Below are 20172 nucleotides of genomic sequence, written 5' to 3' on the forward strand. Positions count from 1 at the left end.
CGGCCCGCCGTTGGAGGATGGCGACCGGAAGGGCGCAGCACACGCGCCGTCACATCAGGGAGGATGACATGGGATTTGAAGACGCAAAGACGGGTCTGACACGGCGCGACGCGCTGCGGATGGCCGGTGCCGGTGTTGCCGCCGCCGTCATGGCGCGACCTGCGATCCTGCGGGCGCAGGGAGCGGCTGGACTTGACGAAGCGGTGGAATGGGCGCGCGCCAACCTGCCCGCGACGACCCCGGACATCCTCAATGCGGCAGCGGCCGAGGGCAAGCTTGTGCTGACCCTCCAGCTTCACGGCGACGACGAGGCGATGAAGACGATGATCACCGCCTTCAACAAGCGGTATCCGTTCATCGCCGCGGAATACACGCTCCAGAACAGCTCGCAGGTGATGCAGAAGTTCAACGCAGAGGTCGGCTCGGGCCGGGGCGTGAGCGACTATATCCACCTGCCGTCGAACCTCCTGAACACCAAGGCCTATATCGAGGCGGGCAACCTTACCGAGTTCGTCATCTCGAACGAGGATCTTTACCCGGCCATCGCGAAGGACACCGGTCTCTTTTATCCTGCACTGGAGCAGCACGGCGTGACTTGCTGGCGCGACGGTGCGCTGAGCGAGGAAGAGGTCGCAATGATGCATACCTACGACGGCATCACCGACCCGCGCTTCAAGGACCGCATCGGGATCGTGGGTGTCAGCACCTCGAACGGACAGGCGGGCTGCTACGTGCTGATGCATGGGCCGGACCCGAGCCTCTGGGACAAGCTGGTCGCCAACGCGCCGCAGGTCAAGACAGCCTCCTCGCCGCTGACCGACGGGCTGTTGTCCGGAGAATACGACGTGGCGCTGATGAACGGCTTCTCCATCGCCGCGCGGGCGGCTCAGGACGGTGCACCGCTGAGGTTCGGACTGACCAACCCCTCGCCCGTCACCTTCGCGCCCGGCGCGATCTCGGCCCTGGCGCCGAACCCGAACGCGGCGAAGGTCTGGCAGGACTGGTTCAACTCGGTCGAAGCGCAGGACATCTGGGTGGGCGTCTCGGGCGCCATGTCGGCGCTCGCCGGGACCAAGCCCTGCTGGTCGCAGCAGCAGCCGTGGTTCTTCGAGAACAAGAACGGCCAGGTTCCGATCGACTGGGACGATTTCGCCGCCAGGCAGGAAGCGGTGATCGACACCTACAAGAGCGCCCTTCAAGCGGGCTGATCCGACCGGCGGGGCCGCGCCATGCGGCCCCGGACCAACGATCCACGGGAGGGACCGACAATGACTAAGACGACTTCGAAGGACATCACCCGGCGCTCGGCACTGGGATATTTCGGGATCGGCGTGGGGGCGACGATGCTCTCCGCCATGCCCGGGCTGTCGCGGGCGCAGGCCGCGGCGACGGTAGAGGAGGCTGTGGAATGGGCGCGGCTGAACTTGCCCAACTCCACGCCCGACATCGTGAACGGCGCGGCGAAGGAAGGCCGCCTCGTGCTCACCATGCAGCGGTTCCTGGACGATACCGCGATGGCGAGGCTGATCGACGCGTTCAAGGCGCACTACCCGTTCCTCGACGTGGAATACACGCTGCAGAACAGTTCGGGCTTCACCAAGAAGTTCACGGCCGAGGTCTCCTCCGGCAAGGGGATCAGCGACTACCTGCAACTGCCCTCCGACCTCAAGGAATCCGGCGGCTACATCACGCAGGGCGCCATCGCGGAGTTCGTCGTGTCGCAGGATGCCGCCTTCCCGGAGATCGCGAAGCGCAGCGGCACCTGGTACGCTTGGCTGCGCCAGCACAGCACCACAGTTTACCGCAAGGACGCGCTGACCGACGAGGAAAAGCAGCTCGTACGCAGCTACGAAGGTCTGGGCGATCCGCGTTTCAAGGGGCGGCTCGGGATCAACAACATCAGCACCTCCGTGGTGTCGGCGGGCAGCTACGTCCTGCAGAAACATTCCGACCCCGGCATCTGGGAGGGGATCGTCGCCAACGAACCGATGGTGCGCGGTTCGTCCTCGCAACTGATGGAGGGCCTGCTGTCGGGCGGCTATGACATCTCGCTGATGTCCGGGTTCCCGACGGCGGTCGGCGCGGCCCTCAGCGGCGCGCCGATTGAGTTCGGGGTCAGCATTCGCTCGCCCGTGCTTTATGCGCCCGGCGCGGTCTCGGCGCTGGCGCCGAACCCGAACGCGGCGCGGCTGTTCCAGGACTGGGCGATGTCGCAGGAGGGCCAGAACCTGTGGGTCGAGCTGACCGGCACCATCTCTTCTCGCGACGACGTGGCCAAGGCATGGTGCCAGCAACAGCCTTGGTTCTTCGACGATCCGTCGACGCATGTGGCGCTCGACTGGGACGACTTCTCGGAGAAGAACCAGGCGGTGGTCGACAAGTATCAGGCCGAGCTTCAGCAGGGCTGAGACCGGCTGAGCCGCGGGCGGTGCTCCTGCCCGCGGCAGTAAAACACACAGGGGAAGACGATGACCGGGCAGAGCTTGAACGAAATGCTGTCGGACTTCGCGGCGGGGCTGGATTATGCCACGCTGCCCGAGGAGGTGCGGACACACGCGCGGTTCTTGATCCTTGACGCGATGGGCTGCGGCATCGTGGGATCGGCCACGGACGAGGCGGCCAAGCTGCACCGCGCAGTGCTGGCGATGTCCGGCGGCTCGGGGAATGCGCGGCTCTGGGGCACTGACCTGAAGGCACCGCTGCCGCTGGCGGTCATGGCCAACAGTGTCGCCGTCCACACGCGCGAGATTGACGATTTCAGCCTGGCTTATCACGCGGGATCGGTCGTGGTGCCTGCTGCCGTGGGGGTGGCCGAGGTGGTCGGCGCGAGCGGCGAGGAGCTGATCGCGGCCGTGGCAGCCGGCTACGAGGTGTCGTTCCGCATCGCGATGGGCGGCGCGGCGCCGGGCCAGCCGGGCTTCCTGTCCTTCAAGAAAAAGGGCTGGCATTCGACCAGTCTCTTCGGACCGTTCGGCGCGGCAGTCGCGGCGGCAAAGCTGCTGGGGCTCGATGCGGCTGGCCTGCGCAACGCCATCGGAATTGCGGCGAGTTCCGCAGGGGGCACTTGGGCCTTCATCGACGAGGGCAACACCAACAAGCGGGTGCATCCCGGCCTCGCTTCACGCTGCGGGGTGGCGGCGGCCTTTCTCGCCCGCGAAGGGATCACCGGGCCGAGCCGCGTGCTGGAGGCTGATTGGGGCGGGTTCTATGGTACCTTCCTGCAGGGCGAGGCGTGGTATCCCGAGCATGTCATCCGCGGGCTCGGTTCCGAGTGGGAGATCTTGCACGCGGGGTTCAAGCCCTATGCCTCGTGCCGACGCATCCACAGCTCGCTCGACGCGCTGTTCGAGGCGGCCCGCAAGCACGGGCTGGCGTATGACGACGTAAAGGCCATCACGATCAACGGCCACCACCTGCACAAGCGCCAACTTTCCAAGTTCCCGGTCAGCACCGTACTGGAAGCACAGTTCAGCCTGCCCTACACGCTGTCCGCCGCTCTGAAGGCAGGCAGCGGCGGGCTCGACCTTTACCGGCCCGAGGCAATGGCGAACCCGGAGGTGGCGCTTCTGGCGCGCAATGTCTCCATCGAGATCGACCCGGACCTTCCCGAAACCGGAGAGCCGCGTCTGGATTTCGCGCTCGCGGACGGGCGGGTGGTCAGCGAGCGGGTGGAAGTGCCGAAAGGTCATCCGAAGAACCCGCTGACGCCGGCGGAACTTATGACCAAGCTGCGGACAAACGCTGCTTTGTACCTGCCGCCGGAGCGGGTAGCGGCGCTCAGCGCGGCGCTGGCCGGGCTCGACCAGGTGCCGGACGTGTCAGCGCTGACCGGATTGATGGTGTCGCCCGCCGTGCGGGCCGGGGCACAGGCGAACGCCTGATCCCGCGAAGGCGGGGGTCGGGATAGCGAAACAGAGCTTCGGTACCAAGGGGACCGGAGGGGAGGACAGGACGATGAGCGACAGATCACCAAGAACCATGCTGCTGGGAGGGGCCGACCGGATCGCGCTATACGCCATCCCGTTCAGCGTCACGGCCGTGGTCTTCATCCCCATCCTGTTCCTGTTGATCACCGCCTTCTCGGACGGCTCGTTCAAGGGGGCTGACACCAATTTCACCCTGTCTACGATGATCGCGGCCTATGGCGATCCGAAACTTCTGAAGGCGTTGACGAATTCGCTCCTGATGGGGGTCGAGGTCTCGCTCCTCTCGACCCTGATCGCCATTCCGATGGCCTGGGTCCTCGTGCGGGCGGACGTGCCGTTCCGGCGACAGTTCACCCGGTTCATGACGCTCGCCTTCTATATGTCACCGCTGTTCCTCGCCATCGCTTGGGCCGCCATCGGCGCGCCGCGTTCGGGGCTGCTGAGCCAGACCGCTCGGGCGCTGGGGTTCTCGGGGCAGAACCTTGGCAACATCTACAGCTATGGCGGGATCATCTTCGTCACCACTATCCACTTCGTTCCCATCTCGTTCCTGCTGATCTCCAGCGCCTTTACGGCGGCGGCGGGAGAGATGGATGATGCTTCGCAAATGTCGCGGGCGGGGCTGGTGCGCACCTTCCGTTCCATTACCCTGCCGCTGATCACGCCGACCATCGTGTCGTCGTTGCTGCAGGTGGGGGTCTTCGCCTCCGAGCAGTTCGCGGTGCCTTATTTCCTCGGCATCCAGTTCAACTTCCAGACGCTGCCGACACAGATCTACATCGACCTCTCGCTGTCCGACCCAGACTACAATCGCGCGGCGGCGGGCGGGACCATGCTGCTGTGGTTCAGCGCGGTCGGCATCTACCTGTTCCGGCGCTACATGAAGATGGGCGACCGCTATGCTGCGATGGCGGGAAAGTCCGCCCGCATGCCGCGCCCCGTCGAACTCGGACTGTGGAAGTGGGTCGCGGCGGGTATCATCGCCTTCTATCTGTTCCTGTCCGTCGTGGCGCCCATTCTCGCGCTGCTCTGGGGATCGCTGCGGCGCTTCCCGACACCGGAACTGACGCTGGACGGTATGTCATTCTACAATTGGACAGCAATGTTCAACAATCCGCAGATGGTGACAGCGATCAAGAACACGCTGGTACTCGCGGGGCTGGGTGGCATCTGCACAGTTGTTGTCTGCCTCTTCATCAGCTTCTTCATTGTACGGACGAAAGCAAAGGGGCGGGTCGTTGTCGACTACGTCATCGCATTCCCTGTCGCCGTCCCGTCCATTGTTCTCGGCCTCGGCGTGCTGGCATTCTACTTTTCCACGCCCTTGCCGCTATACGGTACGCTCTTCGGCCTCGGGCTGGCGTATGCGATGCGCTACATGGGCTACGGTGTGCGGTCGATCAACGCCGGGCTCCAACAGGTCCACAGCGAGCTGACCGAGGCCGCCTACATGAGCCGTGCCTCGGGTGCAAAGGTGATCCGGGACATACAGTTCCCGCTGTTGCGCCCGACGCTCGCCAATACCTGGGTGGTGCTGTTCGTGAAATACGCGCAAGAGGTGAACCTCACCGTGCTTCTCTACACGCAGGCAACGGTAACCATGCCGCTCATCATCTTCAATCAGCTCGACTCGGCGCTGCTCAATGCGGTCTACCCGGTCACCCTTCTGCTGATCGGCGTCACTTTTCTCTGCATCGAATCCATCCGCCTCATCCCTGGTTACAACACAGAGATGGGCCATGTCACGAAACGCCGGCGCCGTGGCACGACTGCCACTCCCGCCTTGAAAAAGGAGAAGGCCATTGGCTGAGCTCAGGATCGACAGCCTTACCAAAAAGTTCGGCGCCTTTACCGCCTTGAGCGACATCGACCTGACGGTGGGCAAAGGCGAAGTAATAGCCTTGCTTGGTCCGTCGGGCTGTGGAAAGACCACGCTTCTTCGCTGCATCGCCGGGCTGGAAACCCCGACATCGGGTCGGATCACCGTGGGCGACGAAGCACTGTTCGCGGACGGCGTGTCCGTCCCACCCTATCGCCGCAACATCGCGATGGTCTTCCAGTCCTACGCGCTCTGGCCGCACATGACCGTGTGGGAGAACGTCTCTTACGGGCTGCACGTCCAGAAGATCGCAAAAGCCGTGATCAAGGAACGGGTGGGTGATGTGCTGAGGCTGCTCGGCCTGTCGCACCTCTCGGATCGCTACCCCTCGGAACTGAGCGGCGGGCAGCAACAACGCGTCGCGGTGGCGCGGGCACTTGCCCTGCAGGCGGATGTAGTGCTGTTCGACGAGCCGCTCTCGAATCTGGACCTTCGGTTGCGAGAGGAAGTGCGGGCGGAACTGCGCCGAGTGTTGAAGCAGCTTGGCCAGACAGCCGTTTACGTGACCCATGACATCGGCGAGGCGGTGGTCGTGGCCGACCGCATCGTGATGATGAGCGCGGGCAACATCGCGCAGGTGGGCACGCCGCAGCAGATCTACCACGCCCCTCGCAACCGCTACGTGGCGGACTTCGTGGGCAACACCAACATCGTGTCGGCGCGGGTCCAGAACGGCTTGGGCGGGGTGCGGCTGGTGGTAAACGACAGGATGAGTTTCGACGCTGGGCAGGCAGAGGGCCAAGTTCCTGCGGGGGCCGAGACGGTGCCCATCATGATCCGGCCCGAGTATGTCGAGATCGGCACGCACGAGACCGACCCGGGGATACCCGCGAGAATCGGGGAGGTGTCCTTTGTCGGGCAGGTAACCGCCGCATCCATCGAACTTGACGACATGACCCTGCGCGCCATCGCGCTGTCACGCCCGAACGTGCGGCTGGAACCGGACGCGACATGCCGCATCCGCATTGCCGACAGGAACATCGTCATCCTGCCGGACGCGCAGGCCATGGCGAGCTGAGACACCCTTATTGGAGAAAGACGAGATGAAAGACGAACTTGCAGGTCAGGAACCGAAAACGATGGAAGTAACAGCGGGCGAAGCGATCGTGAAGTCGCTGGAGATCGAGGGCGTAACGCACGTTTTCGGCATCATCGGCGGCAATATCCTCGACGTGTTCGACCTCGTGGGACGGTCGCCGAAGATGACCTTCGTCGGCACACGGCACGAGGAAACGGCCAGCCATATGGCGCATGGCTTCGCCCGCGCCAACGGGCAACTCGCCGTCTGTCTCGTGCAGAACGGCGCGGGGTTGACCAACCTCGCCACCGGCTTTGCCACGGCGATGAAGATGCACGCGCCGATCCTCGGCATCACCGCCGGGCCGAACAGCGCCAATGTCGACAATGACGGGCGGCACGAGATCGACCAGGTCGGCGTGATGCGCCCTCTTACCAAGTGGTCCGCCCGGGTGCCGAGCGCCGATCGCCTGCCTGAATTCCTGCAACGCGCCTTCCGCATTGCCACCTCGGGCAAGAAGGGGCCGGTGTTCCTCGAAGTCCCGACCGACGTGCTGAAGGGCAGCTTCGAATGGACGCCGCCCGCCTCGCGCATGTCCTATCGCGCCAAGTACGACACGATGGTCGATGCCGAGGCCATCGGCGAGGTGGCCGACATGATCGAAAAGGCCGCCCGCCCGATCTTCGTCGTGGGGCAGGGCGGCGAGGATGCAGGGGCCTGGGCCGATCTCCATGCGATCAGCGAGATCGGGGACATCCCGCTCTGCACCACCTTCGGGCACAACTCCGCCATTCCCCCGACAGCGCCCCTGTCGCTGGGCAGCGTCGGGCGGCGCGGTTCCAAGGCGGCGATGCAGTTGCTGTCGGAGTCTGATCTGGTGTTGGTCATAGGCTCGCGCCTGCACCGCTACACCAAGGTCGCCTACTACGGGACGAAGTTCTGGCCCGAAGATGCGCCCATCATCCACGTCAATTCCGATGCCGAGACGGTCGGGCGGCACATGCCGGTGGAACTGGGCATCGTCGCGGACGCGCACCGGTTCCTCAAAGCGCTGAATGCCGAACTGACAGCGCGCGGCAAGGTCAGCCGCGCAAACTGGCGCGACAAGGCCGTCGCGGAGCGGGCGAAGTGGGAGGAAGAGCGCGCCGGTCTGGCCGAGCCCGCCCTGCTGAAGGGCGGCAAGTTCCTCAAGCCCGCCGCGGTCTACAAGACGCTTGGCGACATGCTTCCGAATGCGATCTACGTCGGCGACGTGGGCTCCACCACCCAATGGACCTTCTGCATGATCCCCTATGCCCAGCCGAAGGGCTTCATCTACACCGGTTCTTTGGCGGGGCTCGGCTTCGGTATGCCCGGCGCCCTCGGGGCGGCTCTGGCGCGGCCCGACAGCGAGGTGGTGGCGGTTCTGGGTGACGGGGCATTCTCGTTGTCTCTGCCCTCGCTCATCACGGCGGCAGAGCACAAGATCCCCGTGCGCATCGTGATCTGCGACAACGCCGCCTGGGGGGCCGAGAAGGGCCACCAGATGCACTGGTTCAACGGGCATTACGTGGGTGCCGACCTCGATACCGGCGATCTCGTCGCAATCTCGCAGGCCATCGGCGCCGAGGCCGTTCGGGTGAACACCATCGAGGAGCTACGAAAGGAACTGGAGGTTGCACCGACCGTTGGCCCCAAGGTCATCGTGGCCCCGGCCGACCCGGACGATTTCCCGGCTCCCGTGCCGCATGCCGGCACCCCGGCGCGGACCTGGCTCAAGTACGAGCAGGGATAAGCGAAAACGGCGCGGGATCATCCCGCGCCGTCCTTCTTTTGCAGCAATGTCGTAGTGTCGTATCGCGTCTCAGTCGAGGGCGACGCGAATTTCGTTTCCGTCGATACTGAGGCGCGTCCCGTAGACGGCACTGCGCGCGGCCACGTCCTTGAGGTTGGCCTCTTCTTCCGCCGGGTCGGGGAACCACGTCCGGTTCTCGGCATCGTGGCGTACCCAGCGAAAAGCCACCTCGGCGGGCTTGCGGCCCTCGAAGTTGATCCGCGCCATCATCCCGCTCCAGTTGCCGCTGCGCTTGCCGCTGTGACCGACATTGAAGCAAAAGCTGCTCAGCGAGTAGAAGACCGGCTTGCCCTTGTAGATTTCGACCGCCATCGGGAAATGCGGTCCGTGCCCGATCACTGCGTCGGCTCCTGCGTCGATGGCGGCGTGGGCAATCTCGGGCATGTAGGCCAGCACATCTCGCTTCAGCCCCCAGTGGTGAGAGGCGATGACTATGTCGCACTTTGCGCGCAGGTCCTCGATGTCGCCGCGAAGCTGGTCCAGCGCCTTGGGATCGGCCCAAGTGATGATCTCGGGCGGGTTGCCTGGGCGATTCAGCGGCGGGACCTTGTGGCCGGTCCGGTGGATCTGAAGCATGTAGGAGGTGTGGCCGGGCAGAACCGCGACGCCGGGCGTGTGGTTCGTGGCCTCGTGACCCAAAGGCCAGTAGACCGAGGTGCGTTGCAGGAGGCCGACCATTTGCCCGTTCACCTCAAGGATGGCGGGCTTTCGCGCGGCGGCAAGATCCGCGCCTGCGCCAACCTCTGCGATGCCGTGCTCGCGCAGGGTGGCAGAGGTCTGAAGGATCGCCTCGGGTCCGTAATTGCCGTTGTTGGCAGTGCCGACAACGTCGAACCCGGCGATCTTCAGAGCCTCGGCCAGGGCAATTCTTGCCTGTAGTCCGTCGGCGGGTTCGGAAAGCGCGTCCTTCGGTTCGAAGAAGCTGCATTCCAGATTCGCGAACCTCAGGTCGGCGTCGGACAGCACATCGATCACCTTGGGAAACGGAGCGTCCGGCGCAACGACATCCTTCAGATTAATGTCTCCGGCAAACAGAATCGTGGTCAAAAGTCCCTCCACATTTTTAGGATGCAATATAGCATCCTAAATGGGAAAGTCGAGGCTTAGCACACTTATGCAACCGCAATTTTGCGTCGAGAAGATTGAACTCCAACGTCTGACTTTGCAACGAAAATAGGCTCTTAGCCGCACCTCACATCAGGTTGGGAGACTTATGCATTCTATTTTGCATCCACTATTGCATAATAAATTAGCCCCGATATACTTCGCTGCAGTGGCCCGGGCGGAGGAGCAACGGGCGTGCGATTCAGGGAGGGAATATGCACATGACGAAATTCACCAGACGCGCATTCGCCGCAATGACCACCGGGGCCGCAGCACTTGCACTCTCCTTGGGGGCGGTGTCAGCGCAGAATTCGGATGTCGGCGCCGCAATCGAATGGGCCAAGACCAACCTGCCCGCATCGACCCCCGAGATCATCCGCGCCGCCGCCGAAGAGGGAAATCTGACCCTGACCCTTCAGCGCTTCGGGGACGATATCACCACCCAGGCGATGATAGCCAAGTTCAACGAGCACTATCCGTTCATCAAGGTCGATTACACCATGCAGAACGGTTCGCAGATCGTGAAGAAATTCTCGGCCGAGCAGGCCAGCGGCAAAGGCATCACGGACTACCTCCAATTTCCATCCGACCAGATCCAGCTAGGAAAGTTCATCGACGACGGCGCCTTCGGCGAGTTCGTCATTTCGGACGACTCGGTTTTCCCTGATACCGCCAAGCAGAGCGGCACTTGGTATCCGTGGCTGCGCCAGAGCAACGTGACGGTCTATCGTGTCGGGGCGCTGAGCGATGAAGAGATCGAACTGGTGAAGTCGTACAAGGGCCTGACCGATCCGCGCTTCAAGGGCCGCATCGGTATGATCAGCGGGTCCACCTCGAATGGGCGCACCGGCTCCTATCTGCTGCAATACGGCGACGACCCGAGCCTCTGGGATGGGCTGGTGGCCAATACGCCGATCGTGCGGCCCTCCTCCGGTCCATTGCTCGACGGGCTGATGTCCGGCGAGTTCGACGTGGCGCTGATGAGCGGTTTCCCGACCGCCGCGCTGGCTGCCAAGCAGGGGGCACCGCTTGAGTTCCTGATCACCTCGCCGTCGCCGGTCCTGTTCGCGCCGGGACTGATTTCCTCGATTGCACCGCACCCCAACGCGGCGAAGCTCTGGGCAGACTGGGGCATGTCGCAGGAGGGCCAGGCGCTCTGGGTAGAGCTGGTGGGCGTTCCCTCGGCGCGGGACGATGTGCCGAAGCCTTGGGTCTATGACCAGTCGTGGTTCTTCGACGACCGCAGCGTGAACGCGCCGCTCGACTGGAAGGACTATTCCGAGAAGGAACAGAAGGTGCTCGAAACCTTCCAGTCGCAGATGCAGGACGGCTGACTGGACCTGATCACCCCCGGCGGTCCATCCTGATCGCCGGGAGTTCGGGAAGAGGCAGGCACCGGGGTAAAGGCATGAGCAAACTGGACATTCCGCTGGACGGGCGACAGGCGTTCATCGGCGGGCAATGGGTGGTGCTGGACGGCTGCGGGAGCATTCCCGTCATCTCACCGGCAGATGAGAGCCACCTGGGCGAGATCGCGGCCTGCACGGCGGCGCATGTGGATCAGGCCGTCGCCGCGATCCGCCCCGCGCTGGACGGCTGGAAGGCGCTGAGCGTGGCGCAGCGGACGAAATACCTCGAACGCTATGCCAGGGCGATTGCCGCGCATGAGGACGAACTTGCCGATTACGACGTGCGCGACGCCGGCATGACCCGGAGCAAGGCCTTGGCGGATGTCCGGCGGTCTGTGAGGTGGATCGGAGAATACTGTGCATACGCGCTTGACCTGACAGGGCGGCAGTTTCCGTCCTCGGGCGACACGCTGGTCTACACGGCGCGCGAGCCCTATGGCATCGTCGGCCAGATCATCCCCTTCAACCACCCGGAGAACTTCGCGGTCAAGGCCATCGCCCCCGCGGTTCTGACCGGCAATGCCGTGCTGGCAAAGCCGCCCGAGCAGGCCTCGCTGTCGGCACTGGCGCTTGCGGAACTGGCGCGGGACATCTTTCCGCCGGGGATCGTGAACGTGCTGACGGGCCATGGCCACGAGGTTGGCGCGGCCATCGTGGCCCATCCTGCGATTCCCCGGATCAACTTCACCGGCTCCGTCCCGACCGGGCGGCGCATTCTCGAAGGTGCGGCGCATGGCATCAAGCATGTGACGCTGGAACTGGGCGGCAAGAACCCGCTGATCCTCACCGGCGGGCTGGACCCGGAGTTCGCGGCAAAGCTCGCGCTCAAGAACATGAACCTGACCCATGCAGGCCAGTCCTGCCAGTCTTCGACGCGGGTGCTCGTGCATCGCTCCATCTACGGCGACGTTGTCGAGCGGCTGGCGGGGCTGATGGCGCAGGTGGTCGTCGGCGACCCGGGCGATCCTGCCACGCAGATGGGGCCGCTGGGCTTTGGCGGACATTTCGTGCGGGTGATGGACTATGTCCGCATCGGCAAGGCAGAGGGTGCGACGCTGCGTTTCGGGGGCGTTCGTCCGGACGGCATGGACAAGGGATACTACGTCCTGCCGACGCTGTTCAGCGATGTCACGCCGGACATGCAGATCGCGCGTGACGAGATCTTTGGCCCCGTGGTCTGCCTGATCCCCTGGGATACCGAAGACGAGGTCGTCGCGATTGCCAACGACACCGACATGGGCCTGAACTGCCGCGTCTTCGCGCCGACGGTCGAGGAGGGCCTGCGGATCGGCAAACGGATCGAATCCGGTCTCTGCTACGTGAACACCAGCGCGCCGCTCGATCCCGGCGTGCCGAACGGCGGCTTCAAGCAAAGCGGCTTCGGAAAGCGCAACTGCGCGGAGGAGGTGCTCTCCTACACGCGCGAACGGACTTACGCGGTCGGCATCGGCTGAGCCGCGACCGGAATGGATATCTCAACGGAAGGAAGACCAGGATGGCACTGACCTATACCCACATGTACAGCGGCGACGACGGCCTGACCCATTTCAAGGAGGTCGAGCTGGAGCCGCGCACCGACGAGAAGACGTTCCGCGTGTCCTCGGACGTGATCCCCGCCACCGGCGTGTTCTTCCGCGAGACCGAGGGCGAATACGACAACGACTGGCACACCGCGCCCAACAAGACGCTCGTGGTGGTGCTTGAAGGCGGACTCGAGATCGTGGCCAGCGACGGCACCTCGCGGGTGTTCAAGGCGGGCGACGTGTTCCTGCAGGATGACCCGACCGGCAAGGGGCATTATACCAAGGCGCTGAACGGAGAGCCCCGGCGGACGCTGTTCATCAAGATGGTCTGACCAGTCGAAAGGGGAGGGTGCCGGGATGCCGGGTGAAGAGATCAAGGTCATGTCGAGCGGCTCGGCCGACCCTGCCCTGGGACAGGTGGCGCGGGCCTTCGAGGCGGCGACGGGCCACAAGGTCAACGTGACTTACGACGACAAGATCATCGGAGAGGGGGGCGAGGCGTTCGACGTCATCATCTCCTCGACCAACGCGCTTGCCCGCCGGTTCCGCCCTGCGGGGGCCGTCGAGACCGGCGAGGTGCCCATCGGCCGGATGGGGCTGGGGGTGGCGGTGCGCGACGGTGCGCCGCTGCCCGATGTCTCCGGCTTGGAGGCTTTCAAGGGCAGCCTGCGGGCGCTCGACGGGCTGGTGCTGACCACTCATTCCTCGGGCTTCTACATGCGCGATCTGCTGGAGGAGTGGGGGATGGGCGTCGAAATGTCGGAAAAGATCGAGTTCTTTCCGGACGGCCCAACCTCGATGCAGCGGTTGCTGAAGGGGACCGGGCGCGAATGCACCGTGCTCTCGCTGAACCAGATCCAGCGCTATCGCGGCCGGGGGATCGCGCTCGCCGGGCCGCTGCCCGAAGGCGCGCAGCTCTTCCGGGATTTCGTGGCGGTGCCGCTGATCGCCAGCCGCCACAAGTCGGTGGCGCGGGCCTTTTCTGAGTTCTGTGGGGCGGAGGGGCTGCCGATCCTCGCCGAAGCGGGGTTCCAGTGACCCTGACCGTGATGTCCAGCGGGTCCGCCGAGCCCGCGCTGGATGTGGTCGCCGGGGCGTTCCACGCGGCCACTGGGTATTCCGTCGGCGTCACCTACAATCGGGATATTCCCGCGCCGGATGTCATCGTTGCCTCCCGCGATGCGATAGAGCGGAAGCTTCGTCCGGCAGGGAGGATCGCGGACGAGGGCGTCGTGGTCGGGCAGATGGGGATCGGTGTGGGCATCCGGTCCGGCGTGAAAGTGCCGGAAATCGGGTCCGTTGCCGCGCTGTCCCAGGCCGTGCTTGGTGCGGAGACGGTGCTTGTGACCCTCAACCACAGCACCGGTCTTTACGTCGAGGATATGCTCCAGAGGCTGCACCTTCACGACCGCATCGCCGGGCGCATCCTGCGGCTGGAGAACGGTCCGGCGGTGATGGACTGCCTTGCTGCCGGGCAGGGGCGGGATCTGGCCTTTCTCTCGATGAACGAGTTCCGGACCTATGCCGGCAAAGGCGTCACGCTGGTCGGGCCGCTTCCGGCCCCCGTACAATACCTGCGCGATTTCATCGTCGCTCCGGCGTCCTCCGCCCGCGATCCGCTGATCGCCGAGGCGTTCGTCCGGTTCTGCGCCGAGGCCGGAGCCGCCATCTTTGCCGCACATGGCTTCACCCAAGCCGCAGACGTGAACGCCTGATGGGCGGAGGCATTTTTCTATATGCCTCCGAAGCAGGAGGGAACCGGGTCTCTGTCTTCTCGCTCGACCCTTTGAGCGGTGCGCTTGCCCGGATACAGGAGGCCGAGCTCGACGGCCCTGTCATGCCGCTTGCGCTGTCGAAAGACCGGACACAGCTTTATGCCTCGCTGCGCGAGGAGCCCTGGCGCATCGCCCGCTTCGCCATCGACGGGGCAACCGGCACATTGACTCTGCTGGATGTCGCGGAGGCCGCGCATAGCACGGTCTACCTCACGACCGAACGCAGCGGGTGCTGGCTGATCGGGGCCTGCAACCCGCCCAGGAGCCAGCGCCGCACCGGCATCCTGTCGCTCAACAGGCTTGCACCCGATGGCGCTGTAACGCAGCCGCCCGCGATCTTGCGGACGTCCGCCAAGCTGCATTGCGCGATCCCCGATCCGACGAACCGTTTCGTCCTTGCCACCTCCTGCGACAGCGACCTGATCCTGCGCTACCGGCTCGACACGACCCGGGGCAGGCTCAGCGCCGACGGGCTGGCGCCGGTGATGACGCTGCCCAAGGCCGGGCCGAGGCATCTGCAGTTTCATCCGAACGGGCGGTTTCTCTATGCCGTCAACGAATACGACGGTTGTGTCGTCGCCTGGGAATTCGACACGGCGGACGGTTCGCTGCACGAGATCCAGATCGCCTCCGCCGTGCCCCCCGGCTTCGTTCACCCCAACGTGGAGGCTGCGGACCTTGCCTTCACCCCGGACGGGCGCTGGCTGTTCGCCTCGGTGCGGGAGTGCAATACGATTGCCGTCTTCGGGGCCGACCCGGGAACCGGGCGGCTGGCGCTGGCCGGGCACCATGAAACCGCCAGGACCCCGCGCAGCCTTGCCGTCGATCCCGGCGGGCGTTTCCTCTACGCGGCGGGGCAGCTTTCCGCCTGCATCGCCGCGTTCCGGATCGACCCGGAGACCGGCGCCCTCGACCGGATGGCGGATACCGCCACGGGCGAGGGGCCGAACTGGCTGGAAATTGTGGCGCTTCCCTGACGGGAGGCGCCACGGGCATCACTCGACCACGCTGCGCGCCTGATAGGGCGCTTCGAGGCTCGCAAACTCGTCGGCGCCGAGCGCGATGTCCACCGCCGCCGCCGCATCGTCGATGTAGTCGAGCTTGGTCGCGCCTACGACCGGCGCGGCGACGGATCTTTGATGCAGCAGCCAGGCCAGCGCTATCTGCGAGGGCTTCACCCCATGCGCCCCGGCCACCTTTGCCAGCGCATCGAGGATGGCCGGCTGGTGGTCGCGGTAGAATTCCTGCGTGCGCGCCGCATCGGCCTGCGCACGCTCGGAGGCGCCGGAGCCATCGGCGGCCCGGTTGCCGGACAGGATGCCCTTGGCCAACGGGCTGTAGGGGGTCAGGGCAATACCTTCTTCCTCGCAGAACGGCACCAGCTCTCGCTCGTCCTCGCGGTAGAGGAGGTTGTAGAAGTTCTGCATTTCGATGAACTGCGTCAGCCCGTTGACCTTTGCGAACAGGTGCATGCGCATGAAATGCCGGAAGGGCATGGTGGAGGCGCCGACGTAGCGCACCTTGCCCGCCGTCACGAGCATGTGCAGCGTGGTCATGATCTCCTCGATCGGCGTGCGCGGGTCGAAGCGGTGCAGCACCAGCAGGTCGAGGTGATCGGTCCGAAGCCGCCGCAGGGAGTCTTCGACACTGGCGATCAGGCGCTTTCGCCCTAGGCCCCATTGATGAGGCTCCCCGCGCGGCATTCCGGCCTTGGTCAGCAGCACCAGTTCCGAGCGTGGGACAGAGCCCACGAGGTGTTCGCCCAGAATCTCCTCGCTGGCGCCCGCGTTGTAGGAGGGCGCGGTGTCGAAGAAATTGACACCCAGATCGAGGGCGCGTTTCAGGAAGGGCTTCGTGTCCTCGGCATCGAGCCCGGTCCACTTGCGCTTGCCCTTCGATCCCCAGGAATTGCCGCCGAGGCAGACGCGGCTGACTTGCAGGCCGGACGCACCGAGGTTCGTGTATTTCATAGTCAAGTCCTTCCGTTGTGGTCCCGGCGCTCAGGGCAGCGGGACACATTCGATCCAGTTGGGCCCCTTGCCCGTCGGGACGACGTCTTTGCGGCTCAGGGTCCCGTCTGCGGGGTCGATGGCATAGACGACGAGGCAGGCCGATTGCATCCCCGTCGCGATCAGAAAACGGCCGGACGGGTCGACACACAGGCTGCGCGGCTCGCGCGCGGCGTCGTGGTGGGCGACAAGGCTCAGCAGTCCGGTCAGTGGATCGACCCGGAAATGTGCGACGGTGTTGGAGTTGCGGACCGAGGCATAGAGATTGCGCCCGTCGGGGCTGATCTGCACATCGGCGCCACGCCAGCCGCCCTCCCAGTCCTCGCCGGGCTCCATGTCCGGGGCGGCGCTGTAGGTTTCCAGCTCGTAGAGCATGCCTGTCTCGGGCTTCCAGCGGAAAGCCACCACCGAGGCGTCGTATTCGTTCATCAGGTAGAGGTAGCGGTTGTTCGGGTGGAATCGCATGTGGCGCGGGCCGGAGCCCGGTCGCACGAGGATCGGCGCCAGCCCGTCCGGGTCAAGCTCTCCCGTCCGCTCGTCGAAGCGGTAGCGCATGATCATGTCGCCGTTGCAGCTCGGCCCCAATGCAAAGCGGTTCGACGCGTCCGTGAGGACGGCGTGCATCTTGGGTGGTGTGCGGATCAATGTCACCGGGAGTAGCGGCGCGCCGGTCGGGCCGATCGGATAGCTGCCGATCAGCCCGCTGCGCCGCGTCCTCGGCTCGACGATGTTGAAGGCCACCAGCAGGTGACGGCCGGTCTTGTCGGTGCTGAGGTAGGGCGAGCTTTCCGGAAGGGGCGTTCGGTGTTGGGTCGACAGCGTGCCGTCCGCCCGGTTGATTGCAAGGCTGACCACGGTTCGCGGTTCGCTTCTGACAACCGCATAAAGTGTCCGCCGGTCCGGCGACACGGTCATCGGCTGGACTTCGCCGCCGAGGTCGTAGTTCTGCACCGGCTCCAGCGTGCCATCGGAACCGAGCCTCAGCACCCTGATCCGCTTCGCCTTGTCCTCGGACACGTACAGATAGACGCCGCCGCTTTGGGACATCCTCGAACCTCCTTCCAGTCTTGCCGCCAAAGGCATCGGCAGCCCGCAGCGGCGGGAGCAGCCCGTCGCCTTGGCCGTTGTCCGACGCCTCAGCCTGATCCGTCATTCCCCGGCTTGCAATCGTGCAGACGATGCTTTACCGGATGAATAATTGGATGCAATTTGGTATCCTAAATGGCAGACTGTCAAGCGGCTTTCGGAGGAGAAGGCTGAAAACGGGGAGGATACGGGCATGCCCGACGTGAAGATCGACGAGACGCTGACCCTGCATTATGAGCTGGATTGCTTTGCAGAACCGTGGACAAAGCCGGAGACGATCCTTCTGGTTCACGGGATCGGAGGCGCGTCGGAAGAGTGGTTCGCCTGGGTGCCGCCGCTTTCGGCGGATTACCAGGTGCTGCGAGTCGATCTGCGCGGTTGGGGACGGTCGACGGTTCCGCCGCTCGATTTTCCGTGGTCGATGCGCAATTTCGCGGACGATCTCGTGGCGCTGATGGACCGGCTCGGGCTGGAGAAGGTGCATTTCGTCGGCACGAAGCTGGGTGGGCGGATCGGCCTGCACTTCGCCCATGCCCACCCGGAGCGGCTGCACAGCCTGACGCTGGTCTGCACGCCGGTCAGCATCCGCACCATTCCCGGAGATTCCCGGGCGCTGCGTCCGACGCTGGAAGGCGGCAGCGAGTCGGTGCGGGAATGGTCCGAGCGGACCATGCCGGAGCGGCTGGGCGAGGTGAGCGCCGAGATGTTGGACTGGTGGAACGCGCTCTACTCCCGGTCCGAGCCAAGCGTGATCAGCGGAATCTTCGACCTCGCCTGGGATACCGAAGAGCATGAGATGCTCCCCGGTCTGTCGGTTCCGGTACTGGTCATCGACAGCGACGTGCCGAAACCGCCGGTCGCCTTCCGTCGCGAGTGGCAGGCCCGCATTCCGGATGTGGAACTGGCCGTTGTTCCGATCACCACCGAGGGGCGGATGATCTCGGCCTCGAAACCCGCTGAATGCGTCGCCGCCCTGCGGTCCTACCTGCAACGCCGGGCCGCGGGCACCGCGACCAGAGCCGCCGAATGAGCGGGCACCCCCTCCGACGGAGCAGGACGAAGGCCCTGCTCGACGACGGCGAACTGGCGCTTGGGCTGATCGTCCGCGTGGTCCGCTCGGCAGAAATCGTGCCCATCGCGCTGCAGTCGGGGCACGACTTCCTGTTTCTCGACGCCCAGCATGCGGTGTTCGACCCGCAGGCCGTGGGCAACATCGCGGTGGCGGCGAACGTCGCTGGGATTACGCCGCTCGTGCGGGTGCGCGGCTTCGACGACCCGATGATCCCGATCTGGCTCGACGCCGGGGCCGGGGGTGTGATCGTGCCGGACATCGCCTCCGCCGGGCAGGCGCGACGGGTGGTCGATGCCTGCCGCTACCCTCCCGTCGGCAAGAGGTCCTTCGCCGGCCCCTGCCTTGCGCTGGGGTACGAGGCGATGCCACCAGCCGCCGCATCGGAGGCGCTGAATGGCGAGACACTGGTGATCTGCATGATCGAGACAACCGAGGGCCTCGCCAACGTCGAGGAGATCGCGGCGGTCGACGGCGTCGACGTGCTGCACATCGGGTGCAACGACCTGCTCATGGCGATGGGGCGGCCCGGAGATTTTGCCTGCGACGAAATCGCCGGCGCCGTGCGCCAGGTGATCGCGGCCTGCAAGGGCCATGGCAAGATCGCAGGTTTCGGCGGGGACCGCGACCGCGAGCGGCAGCGGCGCTATATCGGGGAGGGAGTGTGCTTTGTCACCACCCAGGCCGACGTCGCGCTTCTGCTCGCGGCGGCGTCGACGCGCGCGGGGGAATTGCGCTAGACGTCGCCATTGAAGGCGAAGTTTTCCTCGAGGTGCTTCAGAAGGCGGACGCTGGCCTCGCGGATGTGGTGGCGGAGGATTTCCTCTGCCTCCGCGTATTTTCCGCTCTTGGTGGCCGCAACGAAGGCGAGGTGCTCTTCGAGCGGTTCGTTGCCGACAACCAGCCCATAGCCGTCGAGCCGCCGCTTCAGCTCGATCTTCTCGTTGACCGCCGCCAGCATCTTGCAGAGGTGCTGATTCCCGGTAAAGGACGCCAGCGTGTGGTGAAAGGTCTGATCGACTTTCAGGCGTGCCCGGTTGACCGATGCCGGAAACATCGAGGCGTATTCGGTATTGATACGCTCCAGCTCGTCAACTTCTTCCGCGGTGAAGCCGCGCGCGGCCAGAACGTGGAATGCGTAGGTCTCCAGCGCCTCGCGCGTTCCGTAAAGGTCGCGGACATCCGACGCGCCCACCTCTGCGACGAAATACCCGCGGCGCTGACGGCGGCCGGCGTAACCTTCCTGGTAAAGCCGCTCCAGAGATTCCCGCACCGGCGTACGGGACACTGAAAGCTGATCCGCCAGATCCTGGTGCACAAGCCTCACTCCCGGTCGCAGGCGCCCGGAAAGGATCATTTCCTTCAGGGCGTTATACACCGACTCGTTCAGATCGCCGGCTTTGCGCGGGGAGGAGGACTCCTGGCTTTGGCTCAAGATTGCACCCGTAATGTTATTGCTCTTCGGTCTCGGGAGTATGCCCAACTGCTCATCATGGTTGCAACAAGTTTCTTGAATGCTATTCTGGATGCAAAATAACAT

At 64.8% G+C, this 20172-nt stretch carries 18 protein-coding genes; 14 read left to right on the plus strand and 4 right to left on the minus strand.

What is annotated here, in order from left to right:
• Positions 1-68 precede the first annotated feature (68 nt).
• The 6 genes from ACN0RJ_RS22050 to ACN0RJ_RS22075 all read left to right on the plus strand — a co-directional run bounded on the left by ACN0RJ_RS22050 (position 69) and on the right by ACN0RJ_RS22075 (position 8597).
• Positions 69-1208, plus strand: a complete 1140-nt coding sequence (locus ACN0RJ_RS22050) for an ABC transporter substrate-binding protein (RefSeq protein WP_417725684.1) — start codon at positions 69-71, stop codon at positions 1206-1208.
• Positions 1209-1268: 60 nt separating this feature from the next.
• Positions 1269-2408: an ABC transporter substrate-binding protein gene (locus ACN0RJ_RS22055; protein WP_417725685.1), complete on the plus strand. Its 1140-nt coding sequence runs from the start codon at positions 1269-1271 to the stop codon at positions 2406-2408.
• A gap of 60 nt (positions 2409-2468) precedes the next feature.
• Entirely contained in the window at positions 2469-3881 is a 1413-nt protein-coding gene (locus ACN0RJ_RS22060; RefSeq protein WP_417725686.1) for an MmgE/PrpD family protein, read from the plus strand.
• Positions 3882-3954: 73 nt separating this feature from the next.
• Positions 3955-5736 carry an ABC transporter permease gene (locus ACN0RJ_RS22065; RefSeq protein ID WP_417725687.1) on the plus strand — a complete coding sequence of 594 codons (1782 nt, stop codon included), beginning with the start codon at positions 3955-3957 and terminating at the stop codon, positions 5734-5736.
• Positions 5729-6823: an ABC transporter ATP-binding protein gene (locus ACN0RJ_RS22070; RefSeq protein ID WP_417725688.1), complete on the plus strand. Its 1095-nt coding sequence runs from the start codon at positions 5729-5731 to the stop codon at positions 6821-6823. Before ACN0RJ_RS22065 ends, ACN0RJ_RS22070 begins: the two co-directional genes overlap by 8 nt.
• Before the next feature lie 25 nt (positions 6824-6848).
• Positions 6849-8597 carry a thiamine pyrophosphate-binding protein gene (locus ACN0RJ_RS22075; RefSeq protein ID WP_417725689.1) on the plus strand — a complete coding sequence of 583 codons (1749 nt, stop codon included), beginning with the start codon at positions 6849-6851 and terminating at the stop codon, positions 8595-8597.
• Positions 8598-8666: 69 nt separating this feature from the next.
• Here the strand turns inward: ACN0RJ_RS22075 and ACN0RJ_RS22080 are convergent, their stop codons facing one another.
• On the minus strand, positions 8667-9704 hold the full coding sequence (locus ACN0RJ_RS22080) for a CapA family protein (RefSeq protein WP_417725690.1): 1038 nt from the start codon (positions 9702-9704) through the stop codon (positions 8667-8669).
• A gap of 278 nt (positions 9705-9982) precedes the next feature.
• Here ACN0RJ_RS22080 and ACN0RJ_RS22085 point away from each other — a divergent pair, with 278 nt between their 5' ends.
• The 6 genes from ACN0RJ_RS22085 to ACN0RJ_RS22110 all read left to right on the plus strand — a co-directional run bounded on the left by ACN0RJ_RS22085 (position 9983) and on the right by ACN0RJ_RS22110 (position 15445).
• The gene (locus ACN0RJ_RS22085) at positions 9983-11095 is read left to right on the plus strand and encodes an ABC transporter substrate-binding protein (RefSeq protein ID WP_417725691.1); all 1113 of its coding nucleotides are present in this window, start codon (positions 9983-9985) and stop codon (positions 11093-11095) included.
• 74 nt (positions 11096-11169) lie between these two features.
• Complete coding sequence (locus ACN0RJ_RS22090; RefSeq protein WP_417725692.1) at positions 11170-12624, plus strand: aldehyde dehydrogenase family protein; 1455 nt, start codon at positions 11170-11172, stop codon at positions 12622-12624.
• 41 nt (positions 12625-12665) lie between these two features.
• Positions 12666-13025, plus strand: coding sequence for a hypothetical protein (locus ACN0RJ_RS22095; protein WP_417725693.1), 360 nt, complete (start codon positions 12666-12668; stop codon positions 13023-13025).
• 25 nt (positions 13026-13050) lie between these two features.
• The gene (locus tag ACN0RJ_RS22100) at positions 13051-13731 is read left to right on the plus strand and encodes a substrate-binding domain-containing protein (RefSeq protein ID WP_417725694.1); all 681 of its coding nucleotides are present in this window, start codon (positions 13051-13053) and stop codon (positions 13729-13731) included.
• Positions 13728-14408: a substrate-binding domain-containing protein gene (locus ACN0RJ_RS22105; RefSeq protein ID WP_417725695.1), complete on the plus strand. Its 681-nt coding sequence runs from the start codon at positions 13728-13730 to the stop codon at positions 14406-14408. The genes ACN0RJ_RS22100 and ACN0RJ_RS22105 overlap by 4 nt, the downstream gene beginning before the upstream one ends.
• A complete protein-coding gene (locus tag ACN0RJ_RS22110; RefSeq protein WP_417725696.1) occupies positions 14408-15445 on the plus strand; it encodes a lactonase family protein in 1038 nt (345 codons plus the stop codon). The genes ACN0RJ_RS22105 and ACN0RJ_RS22110 overlap by 1 nt, the downstream gene beginning before the upstream one ends.
• 18 nt (positions 15446-15463) lie before the next feature.
• Here the strand turns inward: ACN0RJ_RS22110 and ACN0RJ_RS22115 are convergent, their stop codons facing one another.
• Both ACN0RJ_RS22115 and ACN0RJ_RS22120 read right to left on the minus strand, forming a co-directional pair.
• Positions 15464-16438: an aldo/keto reductase gene (locus ACN0RJ_RS22115; protein ID WP_417725697.1), complete on the minus strand. Its 975-nt coding sequence runs from the start codon at positions 16436-16438 to the stop codon at positions 15464-15466.
• Between the two features lie 30 nt (positions 16439-16468).
• Entirely contained in the window at positions 16469-17524 is a 1056-nt protein-coding gene (locus ACN0RJ_RS22120) for a lactonase family protein (RefSeq protein WP_417725698.1), read from the minus strand.
• Positions 17525-17756: 232 nt separating this feature from the next.
• Here ACN0RJ_RS22120 and ACN0RJ_RS22125 point away from each other — a divergent pair, with 232 nt between their 5' ends.
• Together ACN0RJ_RS22125 and ACN0RJ_RS22130 are read left to right on the plus strand one after the other, a co-directional pair.
• Positions 17757-18593, plus strand: coding sequence for an alpha/beta fold hydrolase (locus ACN0RJ_RS22125; RefSeq protein WP_417725699.1), 837 nt, complete (start codon positions 17757-17759; stop codon positions 18591-18593).
• The gene (locus ACN0RJ_RS22130) at positions 18590-19372 is read left to right on the plus strand and encodes an HpcH/HpaI aldolase family protein (RefSeq protein ID WP_417725700.1); all 783 of its coding nucleotides are present in this window, start codon (positions 18590-18592) and stop codon (positions 19370-19372) included. Before ACN0RJ_RS22125 ends, ACN0RJ_RS22130 begins: the two co-directional genes overlap by 4 nt.
• On the opposite strand, the gene ACN0RJ_RS22135 is transcribed toward ACN0RJ_RS22130, so the two are convergent.
• Positions 19369-20067 carry a GntR family transcriptional regulator gene (locus ACN0RJ_RS22135; protein ID WP_417725701.1) on the minus strand — a complete coding sequence of 233 codons (699 nt, stop codon included), beginning with the start codon at positions 20065-20067 and terminating at the stop codon, positions 19369-19371. The two genes, ACN0RJ_RS22130 and ACN0RJ_RS22135, sit on opposite strands and share 4 nt — an antisense overlap.
• Positions 20068-20172 lie beyond the last annotated feature (105 nt).

It is taken from the genome of Salipiger sp. (genome assembly GCF_048261495.1).
In the GTDB taxonomy this organism is placed as follows: Bacteria; Pseudomonadota; Alphaproteobacteria; order Rhodobacterales; family Rhodobacteraceae; genus Salipiger.